Origin of the sequence: Streptomyces sp. NPDC093089, from assembly GCF_044754405.1 — a bacterium.
Taxonomy (GTDB): domain Bacteria; phylum Actinomycetota; class Actinomycetes; order Streptomycetales; family Streptomycetaceae; genus Streptomyces.
Genome location: NZ_JBIVPA010000003.1, coordinates 448,839 through 461,331, shown reverse-complemented (window position 1 = coordinate 461,331; position 12,493 = coordinate 448,839). Strand labels below are relative to the sequence as shown.

The following is a 12,493-nucleotide window of genomic DNA, read 5'->3' as shown; positions in this document are numbered from 1 at the left end:
GGGGCCCCGCCCCCCCCCCGGGGGGGGGGGGGGGGGGGGGGGGCCCCCGGGGGGGGGGGGGGGGGCCCCCCCGCGGGCGCCGGGGGGGGGGGGGGGGGGGGGGGGGCGCGGGCCCCCCCCGGCGGGGGGGGGGGGGGCCCCCCCACGGCGGGGGTGTCAGGCCTCGCGGGAGCCTTCGTACATGGCTTCGACGAGGTGGGCGTACTCCTTCTCGACGAAGGGCCGCTTGACCTTGAGGCTGGGCGTGAGCTCGCCGTGTTCGACGTCGAGGTCGCGGGGAAGGAGGGAGAACTTCTTGATGGTCTGCCACCGCTGGAGGTCGGCGTTGACGCGCTGGACGAAGCCGTCGATGAGGGCGTGGGTGTCCGGGGAGGAGGCGACCTCGGCGTAGTGGCGGCCGGCCTGGCCGTGGGCCGCCGCCCAGGGCATGATCGCGGTTTCGTCGAGGGTGATGAGGGCGGTGCAGTAGTTGCGGCCGTTGCCGATGACCAGGATGTTGCTGACGTACGGGCAGACGGCCTTGAAGCGGCCCTCGATCTCGGAGGGGGCCACGTACTTGCCGCCCGAGGTCTTGAAGAGGTCCTTCTTGCGGTCGGTGATGCGGACGAAGCCGTCCTTGTCGACGTCGCCGATGTCGCCGGTGCGGAACCAGCCGTCGGCCTCCAGCACTTCGGCGGTCTTATCCGGGAGGTTGTGGTAGCCGCGCATGATGCCGGGGCCGCGCAGGAGGATCTCGCCGTCCTCGGCGATGCGGACCTCGGTGCCGGGGAGGGTCCTGCCGACCGTGCCGACCCGGAAGTCGTCGGCGGGGTTGACGGTGCAGGCGGCGCTGGTCTCGGTCAGTCCGTAGCCTTCGAGCACGGGGACGCCCGCGCCGGCGAAGAAGTAGCCGATGTCGGGGGCGAGTGCGGCGCTGCCCGAGGCGCTGCCGCGGAGCCGCCCCCCGAAGGCCGCGCGGATCTTGCCGTAGACGAGCCTGTCGGCCACCGCGTGCTGGACGGAGAGCCACAGGGGCACCGTGCGGCGCCCGGTCGTGACCATCCGTTCCTGCCCGGTCCTGGCGTGGTCGCGGGCGACCTCGGCCGCCCACAGGAAGATCTTGTACTTGACCCCGCCCTCGGCCCTCGCCCTGGACGCGATGCCGTTGTAGACCTTCTCGAAGACCCTCGGCGCGGACGCCATCACGGTGGGCCGGACGACGGGCAGGTTGGTGATGATGCGGTCGATCCGCCCGTCCACGGCCATCACGTGACCGGACGTGACCTGACCGGATATCAGGGCCTTGCCGAAGACGTGGGACAGCGGAAGCCACAGGAACTGCACGTCGTCGGGGCGTACGAGGCCGGTGGCCTCCTGCGCGACGCCCTGGTAGGACCAGCAGTCGTGGACCAGCCGCACGCCCTTCGGGCGGCCGGTGGTCCCGGAGGTGTAGATGAGGGTGGCGAGTCGGTCCGGCTCGATGGCCCGGACCGCGGTCTCGATCGCGTCCGGGTGGTCCCGCAGGTGCGCCGCACCGCGCCGCTCCAGCTCGGCGAGGGTCAGCGTCTCCACTCCCTCGACCGGGGGCGGGTCCGCCTCGGTGTCGAAGAGGATCGCGTGGTCGAGGCCGGGCAGGCGGTCCTTGTGCTCGGCCACCTTGGCCAGCTGCGCGGCGTCCTCGACGAAGATCGCCCGGCTGTCGGAGTCCGCGAGGATGTAGGCCGTCTCGTCGGCGTTGGTGCTCGGGTACACGGCGGTCGCGGCGCCTCCCGCGCACATCACCCCCATGTCGGCCAGGATCCACTCGATGCGCGTGGAGGAGGAGATGGCCACCCGCTCCTCGGGCCGCAGCCCCAGCGCCAGCAGGCCGGCCGCGATGGCCTTCACCCGTTCCGCCGTCTGCGCCCACGTCAGCGACCGCCACTCCTCGGCGCCGTGCGCCCCCGGGTCGCCCGCCACGGGGTAGCGGTACGCCTCCCGGCCGGGTGTCGCCTCGACCCTGGAGAGGAAGAGGTGCGCCACCGAGTGCGGGCGGCTTTCCAGCGGATACTGCGCGGAACTCATGTCGACCTCCGGGCCCGGTGCGCCCATCACAGATTCGTCAACTGACAGGTAACTTGCGCGCAGGGCCGAGGCTAAGGCCAAACCTTCCCGCCGGTAAGGGGATCCGGGCAGGAAAGTTCGAGGCGACGGCGGGATCGAGGGCGTCGGCGGAGGCTGCGGAGTTCCGGTGGGACCCCGACGGCCGGGTGGTTCTCTTCCGGCTCCTCGACCCCTCGTGGGCCGGAAGGTCGGCGTCGTCGGCACGGTGGTCCGTGCTCGCCTCAGGCGGTCGGGTCCCAGAGCCCGCCGGCCTCGCCGCGAGCGAGGTGCTCGGCGTAGACGCCGACCTTCCAGGCGATGACGGAACGGCACTCCTCCAGTGCCTGGATCCGGGCGTCGACGCGCAGGCGGTGGGCGTCGAGCAGGCTCAGGCGTTCCGCCTCGTTGCCGGGGCCCTGCCGCACCAGGTCGGCGAAGCGGCCGAGTTCGGAGAGCGGCATGCCGGATTCCCGGAGTCCGACGCAGATCAGCAGCCAGTCCACCTCGAAGGCGGTGTACCGCCGCCGGCCGCCCGCCGTGCGGTGCACCGGTCCGACCAGCAGGCCCTCGCGCTCGTAGAAGCGCAGGGCGTGCACGCCGAGTCCGGCCCGTTCGGCCACCTCGCCGATGCCCAGCGACTCCTCGTGCGTCCCGGTGGTCGTCATGCGGGGCAGTCCAGGACTTGATCCAGACCTCGCTCCAGATCGTAGCGTCGGCGTCATGCCCCCTCCTGACCAGCGGCCGCTCGGCTCGCCCTTCTCCGCCGCCACCACCGCCGAGGACGTCATGGACGGCCTGGACCTCTCCGGCACGACCGCCGTGGTGACCGGGGGCTACTCCGGACTCGGGCTGGAGACCACCCGGAGCCTGGCGGCCGCCGGGGCCCGCGTCATCGTTCCGGCCCGCCGTCCCGACACCGCCCGCACCGTCCTCCGGGGCGTGGACGGCTGCGAGGTCGTCGCCATGGACCTGGCGGACCTCGGCAGCGTGCGCGCCGCCGCCGCGCGGATCGGCGACCGGATCGACCGGCTCGACCTCCTATGGCCGTCGCGGGCACCTTGGCCGCCCCGGAGCGGCTCGTCGGGCCCGGCGGGGAGAGCCAGTTCGCCGCCAACCGCTTCGGGCACTTCGCGCTCACCGGCGAGCCCTACCCGCTCCTGGCCGCCGCGGACGGCGCGCGCGTCGTGGTCAAAGGCTCCGCCGGGCACGCCCTGACCGACATCCGCCGGCACGACCCGCACTTCCGCGCCGGCTACGACAAGTGGCTCGCCTACGGCCAGGTCAAGAGCGCCAACGCCCTGTTCGCCGTCCACCTCGACGCCCTCGGACGCGGCGACGGCGTCCGGGCGTTCGCACTCCACCCCGGCAGGATCATCACGGGGCTCCGGCGGGAGATGAGCCTCCAGGAGCAGGTGGACCGCGGGTGGGTGGACGAGCACGGCAACGTGATCGGCGCCGGCTTCAAGACCCCCTCCCAGGACGCCGCCACCGGCCTGTGGGCGGCCACGTCCCCCTCCTCGACACACACGGCGGGCCCTGCCTGGAGGACTGCGACGCCGCCCTCGTCTCCGCCCCTCACGAGCCCATGGACGACGGCGGCGTCCGCGCCTACGCCGTCGCCCCCGACGCCGCCGCTCGGCTCTGGGAACTCTCCCTCGCGGCGACCGGCACCGCCCCGATCGCCCGGTGAACGGGCGTACGGCCGACGGCGGTAGGCGACCGGGGCGGGGCGAGGCGGGCTACTCGACCTGGTCGAACGGCGTCGGGACCGCCGTCCTGACGGTGAACCAGGGCAGCGGCCCGCCCATCGGGCGCGCCGGGGAGCGGGGCGCGGGTACGGGGGTGCCGGGCGGAGGGGTGCGGGGGTCCAGGGTGGTCAGGAGGTGCCGGAGGGCACTGCGGGCGTGGGGGGCGTCGAGTCGGGATTCGAGGTCGGCGAGCGCGCGGAGGGCCCGCCGGCGGGCGCGGGCGGCGCGGCCGGCCTGGTGGTCGGCGAGGGCTCGGGCGTAGTGGGCGAGGGCCGTGGCCCAGGCGTCGTTGCGGCCGTTCGGCTGGGCGAGGGCGCGGCGGGCGGTGCGGGCGGCGGCCGCGGGGTCCCGGTGGGCCTGGACGACGGCGAGGGCGGCGAGGCTGACCATGGGCGGCGGGCCTCCCGGAGCCCCGTCGGGCACGGTGTCGGCGGCCTGGCGGTAGTACGCGGCGGCGGCTTCCGGATCCCGTCGCTCCCAGGCCAGCGTGCCGTGGACGTGGGCGATGCGGCCGATCAGCGCGTCGTCGCCGTGCAGGACGGCGACCGGCCAGGCGAGGGAGAGCAGGTCGTGCGCCGTACGGGGGTCCGGTGCCGTGCACAGCCAGGCCGCGAGCCACCGGCCCTGTGCCACGAGCACGCTGTCGGAGGGGAGCGGGGGCAGCAGGGCCCGCAGGTGGGCGCTGCCTTCCGCGGCGTGATCGTGGACCGCCCACCAGAACCAGAGGTGGAGCGCGGTCTCCAGCGCGGTCTCGGCCTGACCGGTGCCGGTGGGGTCCATGCCGGTGGGGTCCATGGCGTCGCCGTCCGCCCGGCTGGGGTCGGATCCGGCGCGATCGGCGCCGAAGTGGCCTGCTCCGGTGGGACCGACACCGGAGCGGTCGACTCCGGAATGGTCGACTCCGGTGGGATCGGCCCCGGTGGGACCGGATTCGGCCTGGGCCGCCCCGCGGCGGACCAGGGCCATCAGGTCGTCGTGCTCGTCCTGGACGGTCTGCAGTGCCTGCCGCTGGAGGCCCGTGTTCCACAGGGTCTCGGCGACGGCGGCGACCCCCCGGAAGTGGACGGCGTGCCGGTCCCGTGTGACGGCCAGTTCGCCCGCTGCGGCCAGCCGTTCCGCGGCGAAGTCACGGGCGGAGCGGGCCATGCGGTAGCGGGGCCTGCTCACTCCTCCCGGATCGCCGAGCACCTGGAGGACTCCCGCCGCGCTCAGCACCGCCAACGCGGGAGGCACCTCGTGCGGCGCGAGCCCCGAACCCGCGCAGACGAACACCGCCGCCGCCTCCGTGAACGGCCCGGCGAAGACGCCGGCGCGGCGCCACACCCCGCGCGCCGCGGGTCCGCACAGGGAGTGCACGGCTCCGACCGCGGTCCGCAGGGAGCGGTGCCGTCGGAGGAGCGGCGCCGGGTCGGCGAGCCCGCACTGGTCGGCCTCGATGCGGGCGGCCAGTTCGTCCATGGTCCACTCCCCCAGCCGGGCCGCGGCCAGTTCGAGGGCCAGGGGTACTCCTTCGAGCAGTCGGCACACCCGTGCCACGGCCGCGGGATCGGGGGCTTCACCCGTCCATCCACGCTCTCGCGCGCGGGAGAGGAGGAGCTCCGCGGCGGGCGTGGACCTCGCCCCGGCGGCGGCTTGTACGCCCTCGGCTCGCGGCCCCTCGGCGCTCACGGCCTCGACGCGCGGCCCATCGGCACGCAGGCCCTCGGCGCGCGTGCCCTCGGCGCGTGCGCCGTCGCCGCGTGCCCGTACGACTCGCACCGCTTCGGTTCCCGCTTCCCGGCCCGGCGCTTCCTCGGTTCGTCGCGTCCCGGCGGGCCGGGGCGGGAGCTCGGCGCGTACGGCCTCGAAGCGGAGCGGGCCCAGGCGGACGACCTTCTCGTCGCCGAGTCCGAGGGGGCGGCGTGCGGTCACCAGGATCCGCAGGGTCGGCAGGGCCATGAGGAGTGCCTGGACGAGGCCGACGCATTCGGTGTGCACGGGGTCGACGTCGTCGAGGAAGAGCAGGACCTCGCCGGGCGGGAGGGCACGCGTGACGGCCGTGACGTCCGTGTCCGTCGGGTCCGGCGGGGGGCCGCCGGGGTTCAGGGAGCGGGCGACCCTGCCCGCCAGGGCGCGGCGGCCCACGGGAACCCCGTCGTGCCAGCGCACGTGGACGATCGTCCGTCCGGGGTCGTGCCGCGGCGGGGCGAGGGCCGTGCGGGCCAGGCTGCTCTTTCCCGTGCCGACCGCTCCCGTCACGGTGACCAGGCGGTGCCGGGAGAGGGCGTCGCGGAGTGCCGCGAGTTCGCCGTCGCGTCCGACCAGGCCGCGTCCGCCCGGGAAGCGGTCCACGAACCGGGTGCCGTGTCCGTCGCCGCGAGTCCACATCTCCGGCACTGCCCACCATCCAGGTCGTCGCTCTCGTCGCCGGACGCCGCCGCCCCGCCAAGGGCGCGGGTCGGCGCTGAAACCTGCAGGTCCCGATTGCAGAACCGTCACTGCACCGGCGTCACGGCAAACCCAACGCGCTCCGCCGTTCGCGGGTGGCGCGGACACCCGAGGAACCACCCGCCACGGTGAACGGAAGAACATGCGAGCGGTACGGGCAGGAGTCCGAACGGCGTAACGCCGCAGGCCGCGCCCCGGGCCCGCGCCTAGCGTGGGAGCAGCCCCAGGGCGGGAGCGGCGCGGGGACAGGTGGACGGTGAGCGGACCCGGGATCGACTATCAGGTGGTCTTCCAGGCGATGCCGGGCGCGCTGGCGCTGCTGACGCCGGGGCTGGTGTACGCCGACGTGAACGAGGCGTTCCTGACGGCGGCCGGGCGCACGCGGGAGCAGGTCGTCGGCCGCTACCTGTTCGACGTGTTTCCCGACAACCCCCAGGACCCGTCGGCGACGGGCATGCGCAACCTGCGCGCCTCGCTGGAGCGGGTCGTGGCCACCGGGGAGCGCGACAGCATGGCGGTGCAGCGCTACGACGTCGAGGATCCCGACCGGCCCGGTGAGTGGCGGGAGCGGTACTGGAGTCCGGTCAACACGGCGGTGCTGGCGTCCGACGGCTCCGTGGCCCTGCTGCTGCACCGGGTGGAGGAGGTCACCGAGCTCATTCGCGCCCGCGGCGGCGGGGACCGCGCGCAGGTGCTCGAGTCCGAGCTGTACACGCGGGCCCGCGAGTTGCAGGAGGTCAACGAGCGGCTGCGGCGTGCCCACGCCCGTGAACGCGAGGTGGCGCTCCATCTCCAGGAGGCGATGCTGCCCACGCCGCGGCTGCTCGGGCGCCACCAGGCCGCGGTGCGCTACCGACCCGCGACGGGGGCGCTGAACGTCTGCGGCGACTGGTACGACCTGGTCGACCTGCCCGGCCGTACGGCGGTCGCGGTCGGTGACGTCGTCGGCCACGGGCTGCGCGCCGCCGGGGTCATGGGGCAGCTCCGCAGCGCCCTGTCCGCGGCGTCCCGGGTCGCCGACGGCCCGGCGCAGGCGCTCGACGTGCTCGATCTGTACGCGCGGGACATCTACGGCGCCGAGTCCACCACCGCCGTGTCCGTCTTCATCGACTGGGACAGCCGCACCCTCACGTACAGCAGTGCCGGGCATCCCCCACCGGCGCTCTGCCACCCCGACGGCACGGTGGTGCTGCTCGACGAGGCGACCGACCCGCCGCTCGGCGCGCACCCGGAGCACGCGCCGCGCCCCCAGGCCCGGACCGCGTTCGCGGAGGGATCCGTCCTGGTCCTCTACACCGACGGACTGATCGAGCGTCGCCACGAGGACATCGACACCGGTCTGAACCGGCTCGCCGACGCGCTTGCGCACCACCACACCACCGCGCCCGAGACGCTGGCCAACGTCCTGCTCGGCAGCCTCCTCCCGCCGGGCGGCAGCACCGACGACACGGCCCTCGTCGTGCTCCGCCTCCAACGCCCGCACGAGCAGCCCCGGCAGTGAGCGGACCGGCCGTCAGGCGGTCGACGGGCGCGGCCGGGCATGCCGACGGCGCCCGCACGGGGTGCGGGCGCCGTCGGTGGAGAAGTCGTGACCGGAGCTCAGCCGCGGACGATGTTCTCGGCCTGCGGGCCCTTCTGGCCCTGCGTGATGTCGAAGGTGACGGACTCACCCTCGGTCAGTTCGCGGTAGCCGTTGCCCGAGATGTTGGAGTAGTGGGCGAAGACGTCCGGGCCGCCGCCGTCCTGGGCGATGAAACCGAACCCCTTCTCGGAGTTGAACCACTTCACAGTGCCGCTGGCCATGCTCGTTCCTCTGGTCAAATCAGCAGCGGTCCGCTGCCGGACCCCTGGGGCACCCTTCCACGGGCACCCACACGCGTCTTCCCCCTCCTCACGCGTCCCTACACCCATCAATCCGATCTTCTTACGGATGCCGTCCGACGACCTCGGGGGTGAGGTGCCGGGAGAGGAGGGCGAGGGCCTCGGTGAGGTCCCGCAGGGTGTCGGGGTGGGGCGGGGTGCCGTCGGGCGCGGTGAGGGCGTCGTCGACGGTTCCGGCGCGGACCTCGGCAACCCGGGCGGAGGGGTTCGCGGCGGGGTGGATGACCGCCGCCACCCCCCGCACGCTCGACGTCCCGGGCGCCACGCTCCACTACCGGGTCGAGGGCAGCGGGCCCGTGCTCCTCCTCTCGCAGAGCGGCGAGGGCGACGCGGACCGCACGGTGGACCTCGTCCCGCACCTGGCGGACCGCTTCACCGTCGTCACGTACGACCGCCGCGGCCTGTCCCGCAGCACGCTCGACTCCCCCGCCCGGCCCGTCACCATGGCCGACCACGCCGACGACGCCACCCGACCGCTCGCGGAGGTCACCGACGAGCCGGCGCTGATGGCCGGGTTCAGCATGGGCGCGGCGATCGGACTCCAGGTCGTGGCCCGCCACCCGGGGGCACTGAGCGCCCTCGTCGCCCACGAGCCCGTCATGCCGAACCTGCTGCCCGACGCCGACCGCGACGACCACGTCGCCGAGCTGACCGCCATCCGGACCGCCTACGCGGACGGAGGACTGGCGGCGGCCTTCCCCGCCATCGCCCGTCACCTCGGCATCGACCCGGCCCACGAGGACACCGAGGACGGCCTCACCCCCCAGCCGATGACGCCCCGGCGCCGGGCCAACTTCGGCCATTTCATCGGCACCGAGTTCACCGCCGTCACCTCGGACACCCTCCACCCGGACGAGCCCCTGCGGGCCGCCGCACTCGCCGGGACGCGGATCGTCCCGGCGACGGGCCGGACGACCCCGCCGCAGGTCCACACGTACCGCTGCGCCCTGGCCCTGGCGGCCCGGCTGGACACCCGGCCGGTCGAGTTCCCCGGCGGGCACAACGGGAACACGGCCTTCCCGCGGGCGACCGCGCGCGTCCTGAAGGACCTCCTCGGGTGACGGGAGACACCGGGGCCCGGTCGGGGACCGTCAGCCCGCACCGTCGAGCAGCAGCCCCGCGGCGACCGTGGTGCCGTCGGTGCGGAGGGTTCCGGCCACCGCGGCCGCGCGCGTGCGGAGTGCGGGGTCGAGAGCCCGCCGGAGCGCCGCGGCCAGCGACTCGACGGTCGGCGCGGGGTCGGCGCACGAGGTGCCGACGCCGAGGTCGGTGACGCGCCCGGCCCAGTACGGCTGGTCCGCTCCTCGGGGGACGATCAGCTGGGGAACGCCGGCCTGGGCGGCGGTCGTCGTCGTGGCCGCGCTGCCGTGGTGGACCACGGCGGCGCACCGGCGGAACAGGGCCTGCTGGTTGACCTCGCCGACGACGAGGCAGTCGCCCCCGCCGGCGGGGGCCAGGTCGGCCCAGCCCCGGGAGACGACGACGCGGTGGCCTTTGCCGCGGACGGCCTCGACGGCGAGGCGGGCGACGTCGGCCACCGCACCGCCGGGCATGCTGCCGAAGCCGACGTAGAGGGGCCGCGGGCCGGCGTCGAGGAAGTCCACCAGGTCTGCGGGGAGCGGTCGTTCGTCGGTGACGTGCCAGGCGCCGGTCTGTACGACGCCGAGGCCGGTCGGCTGCCACGGTGAGAGGACCGGGTCCGTGGCGAGCCACGGGTGGTCGGTGAACGCGTAGTCGCGGACGTTCTCCACCGGCGGGAGGCCGAACGCCGCACGCCGGGAAGCGAGCATGTCGCCGAACATCGCGTCCGCGATGCGGGCGTCCTCGGCCCAGAGCGCCTCGTTGTCGTTCTCGTCCTCGGACAGCGGGCGTCCCCGCCGACCGGGCGGACGGCGGTGCGGGGACGGCAGGCTGACGGGCTGGTGCCCGGCGTGCACGTAGCGGATGCCCAGCTTCTCGGCCACCGAGCGCGCGCCGGTGACGACGGGCAGCGGCCCGGTCGCCACGAGGACGTCGCACCCCTCGGCCGCCGCGGCGACCGTGTCGAATTGCGCGCCCATCAGTTCGGCGGCGCGTTCCGCCAGGCCTGCGGCCGACCCGGGCCGCACCGTCGTGACCAGGGGGCGTACGGGCCGGCCGGTCGGCACCATGGGTACGGCGAGCTCGGCGAGGCGCTCGGCGAACTCGGGGTCGGGCGGCGCGCACACCCGGGCCTCCGCGCCGAGTTCCCGCAGTCGCGCCGCGAGGGCGGCGATGGGTTCGACGCTTCCGCGTGACCCGTAGGTCGACAGCACCACGCGCATTCCGTGACTCCCCGTTCGTTTCCTCGTCCGGCGTCCGCCGGAGATTCTGCCCGTTCGTGGCCTCGGGCGAGGCTTCGGGGACACGTACGCGGTTCGTGCGGAGGGCGGCCCCGAAAATGCTTGGACCGCCGGGGTGCCGGCGCGGGACGATCCGTTTGCTCACCTTTCGGTAAGACAACACAGGGTTGGGTATGGGATCAGCTGAATCGCACGAAGGATTACCGAGCAAGGGTTCGGTGCTCCTGGCACTGCGCTGCTACGGCCGGGAACTGGTCCGACTCCGGTGGCTGACGCTGCCGGCGATGGCGCTGCCGGCGCTCGGAAACATCGGGATCAACTACATCGCGCCGCTGATCGTGGCGAAGCTCGTCGGGAGGATCGCCGGGGACGGCGGGGAGGCCGTGGACGTCGGCTCGATGCTGCCGTACGTGCTCGGGTTCGCGGGCGTGCTGCTGTTCGCCGAGACGTTGTGGCGTGTCGGGCTGCACTGTCTGAACCGCGTCGACGCACGCGGGATCGAGCACCTGTACGTCACCGGGATGGACGAGCTGTTCGCCAAGGACGCGGCCTTCTTCCACGACAACTTCGCGGGGTCGCTGACCAAGCGGGTGCTGAGCTTCGCATCGCGCTTCGAGGAGTTCGTCGACACGCTGACGTTCTCGGTGATGGGCAGTTTCCTGCCCCTGCTGTTCGCGTCGGTGGTGCTGTGGCAGTACGACCCGCTGCTCGTGGCCGGGCTCCTGGCGATGATCGCGTTCACGGGGCTGTGCGCGGCACCGCTGATCCGCCGGCGTCAGGTCCTCGTCGCCCGGCGGGAGCAGGCGATCGCGCGGGTGTCGGGGCACGTCGCGGACAGTCTGATGAACATGGACACGGTCCGCGCGTTCGCCGCGGAGGACCGGGAGGCGGCCGAGCACCGGTCGCGCGTCGCGGAGTCGCGGCGGCTGACGCTGCGTTCCTGGGACTACGGCAACCTGCGGATCGACACGCTGGTCGCGCCGATGTCGGTGCTGACGAACGTGCTGGGTCTGGTGCTCGCCCTGGGGCTCGGCGGGGCGGAGCACGGGGTGGAGGCGGTGATCGTGGCCTTCACGTACTACGCGAGCGCGACGCGGATCATGTTCGAGTTCAACCAGATCTACCGTCGGCTGGAGAGCTCGATGACGGAGGCCGCCCAGTTCACGGAGCTGCTCCTGGAGCCGCCGACCGTGCGCGACCCGGTGAGCCCGGACGTGCTCGTCGGGCGGCCGTCGGACGTGCGCTTCGAGCGGGTGGACTTCGCGCACGGCGGCACGAAGCCGCTGTTCGAGGGCCTCGACCTCGACGTGCCGAGCGGGACGAAGATCGGTCTCGTCGGGCGGTCCGGCGGCGGCAAGACGACCCTCACCCGGCTGCTGCTGCGGATGACGGACATCGACGGCGGCCGGATCCTGGTCGGCGGGCAGGACATCAGCCGGCTGCGCCAGGCGGACCTGCGCGGCCTGATCGCCTACGTGCCCCAGGACCCGGTGATGTTCCACCGCACGCTGCGGGACAACATCGCGTTCGCCCGGCCGGAGGCCACCGACGCGGAGATCCGCCGCGCCGCAGAGGCCGCGCACGTCACCGAGTTCGCCGACGCCCTGCCCGAGGGGTTCGGCACCATGGTCGGCGAGCGGGGGGTGAAGCTGTCCGGCGGCCAGCGCCAGCGGGTCGCCCTGGCGCGGGCGATCCTGCGCGACGCGCCGATCCTGCTGCTCGACGAGGCGACCAGCGCGCTCGACTCGGAGAGCGAGATCCTCGTCCAGGACGCCCTGTGGCGGCTGATGGAGGGACGGACGGCGCTCGTCGTGGCGCACCGGCTGAGCACGGTGGCCACGATGGACCGGCTCGTCGTCCTGGAACGCGGACGGATCGTCGAGCAGGGCTCGCACCAGGAGCTGCTCGACGCGCAGGGCTCCTACGCGAAGCTGTGGCAGCACCAGTCGGGCGGCTTCCTCGACGACACGGCGGGCGGCGTCACGCCGTCGGGTGACGCCGCCACGCCGGTCGACCTGCGCTGACGACACCGCCGTCCCCCTGACCACCCCCGTG

The 12,493-nt window shown here is 74.2% G+C and carries 9 protein-coding genes and 1 pseudogene; 4 read left to right on the top strand and 6 right to left on the bottom strand.

Translation table 11 applies throughout. The features are described from left to right. Positions 1–156: 156 nt before the first annotated feature. Both ACIQFX_RS08940 and ACIQFX_RS08935 read right to left on the bottom strand, forming a co-directional pair. Positions 157–2,043, bottom strand: a complete 1,887-nt coding sequence (locus ACIQFX_RS08940; RefSeq protein ID WP_402460282.1) for an AMP-dependent synthetase/ligase — start codon at positions 2,041–2,043, stop codon at positions 157–159. A 260-nt stretch (positions 2,044–2,303) separates the two neighbouring features. Next, positions 2,304–2,726 (bottom strand): MerR family transcriptional regulator, encoded by a 423-nt coding sequence (locus ACIQFX_RS08935; RefSeq protein WP_402460279.1) that lies wholly within the window; start codon positions 2,724–2,726, stop codon positions 2,304–2,306. Positions 2,727–2,781: 55 nt separating this feature from the next. Between ACIQFX_RS08935 and ACIQFX_RS08930 the strand changes: the two are divergent. Beyond that, positions 2,782–3,751: pseudogene (locus tag ACIQFX_RS08930) on the top strand (oxidoreductase). A 49-nt stretch (positions 3,752–3,800) separates the two neighbouring features. On the opposite strand, the gene ACIQFX_RS08925 reads toward ACIQFX_RS08930, so the two are convergent. Continuing rightward, the gene (locus tag ACIQFX_RS08925) at positions 3,801–6,176 is read right to left on the bottom strand and encodes an AAA family ATPase (RefSeq protein ID WP_402460277.1); all 2,376 of its coding nucleotides are present in this window, start codon (positions 6,174–6,176) and stop codon (positions 3,801–3,803) included. A gap of 358 nt (positions 6,177–6,534) precedes the next feature. Between ACIQFX_RS08925 and ACIQFX_RS08920 the strand changes: the two genes are divergently transcribed. Next, on the top strand, positions 6,535–7,737 hold the full coding sequence (locus ACIQFX_RS08920) for a PP2C family protein-serine/threonine phosphatase (RefSeq protein ID WP_402460699.1): 1,203 nt from the start codon (positions 6,535–6,537) through the stop codon (positions 7,735–7,737). 98 nt (positions 7,738–7,835) lie between these two features. Here ACIQFX_RS08920 and ACIQFX_RS08915 read toward each other — a convergent pair whose 3' ends face one another. Continuing rightward, on the bottom strand, positions 7,836–8,039 hold the full coding sequence (locus ACIQFX_RS08915; protein WP_376482176.1) for a cold-shock protein: 204 nt from the start codon (positions 8,037–8,039) through the stop codon (positions 7,836–7,838). Positions 8,040–8,160: 121 nt separating this feature from the next. Then, positions 8,161–8,352 carry a hypothetical protein gene (locus tag ACIQFX_RS08910; RefSeq protein WP_402460275.1) on the bottom strand — a complete coding sequence of 64 codons (192 nt, stop codon included), beginning with the start codon at positions 8,350–8,352 and terminating at the stop codon, positions 8,161–8,163. Here ACIQFX_RS08910 and ACIQFX_RS08905 point away from each other — a divergent pair. Then, the gene (locus ACIQFX_RS08905) at positions 8,339–9,178 is read left to right on the top strand and encodes an alpha/beta fold hydrolase (RefSeq protein ID WP_402460272.1); all 840 of its coding nucleotides are present in this window, start codon (positions 8,339–8,341) and stop codon (positions 9,176–9,178) included. The two genes, ACIQFX_RS08910 and ACIQFX_RS08905, sit on opposite strands and share 14 nt — an antisense overlap. A 30-nt stretch (positions 9,179–9,208) precedes the next feature. Here the strand turns inward: ACIQFX_RS08905 and ACIQFX_RS08900 are convergent, their stop codons facing one another. After that, a complete protein-coding gene (locus ACIQFX_RS08900) occupies positions 9,209–10,420 on the bottom strand; it encodes a glycosyltransferase (RefSeq protein ID WP_402460271.1) in 1,212 nt (403 codons plus the stop codon). 191 nt (positions 10,421–10,611) lie between these two features. Here ACIQFX_RS08900 and ACIQFX_RS08895 point away from each other — a divergent pair, with 191 nt between their 5' ends. Then, positions 10,612–12,462 carry an ABC transporter ATP-binding protein gene (locus ACIQFX_RS08895; protein ID WP_402460268.1) on the top strand — a complete coding sequence of 617 codons (1,851 nt, stop codon included), beginning with the start codon at positions 10,612–10,614 and terminating at the stop codon, positions 12,460–12,462. Positions 12,463–12,493: the final 31 nt, after the last annotated feature.

What these genes read in the sequence shown, in the direction of transcription:
- ACIQFX_RS08925 (WP_402460277.1), bottom strand. Translation starts at nt 6,176, where the DNA reads ATGTGGACTCGCGGCGACGGACACGGCACCCGGTTCGTGGACCGCTTC.
- ACIQFX_RS08895 (WP_402460268.1), top strand. Translation starts at nt 10,612, where the DNA reads ATGGGATCAGCTGAATCGCACGAAGGATTACCGAGCAAGGGTTCGGTG.
- ACIQFX_RS08915 (WP_376482176.1), bottom strand. Translation starts at nt 8,039, where the DNA reads ATGGCCAGCGGCACTGTGAAGTGGTTCAACTCCGAGAAGGGGTTCGGT.
- ACIQFX_RS08940 (WP_402460282.1), bottom strand. Translation starts at nt 2,043, where the DNA reads ATGAGTTCCGCGCAGTATCCGCTGGAAAGCCGCCCGCACTCGGTGGCG.
- ACIQFX_RS08935 (WP_402460279.1), bottom strand. Translation starts at nt 2,726, where the DNA reads ATGACGACCACCGGGACGCACGAGGAGTCGCTGGGCATCGGCGAGGTG.
- ACIQFX_RS08905 (WP_402460272.1), top strand. Translation starts at nt 8,339, where the DNA reads ATGACCGCCGCCACCCCCCGCACGCTCGACGTCCCGGGCGCCACGCTC.
- ACIQFX_RS08920 (WP_402460699.1), top strand. Translation starts at nt 6,535, where the DNA reads ATGCCGGGCGCGCTGGCGCTGCTGACGCCGGGGCTGGTGTACGCCGAC.
- ACIQFX_RS08900 (WP_402460271.1), bottom strand. Translation starts at nt 10,420, where the DNA reads ATGCGCGTGGTGCTGTCGACCTACGGGTCACGCGGAAGCGTCGAACCC.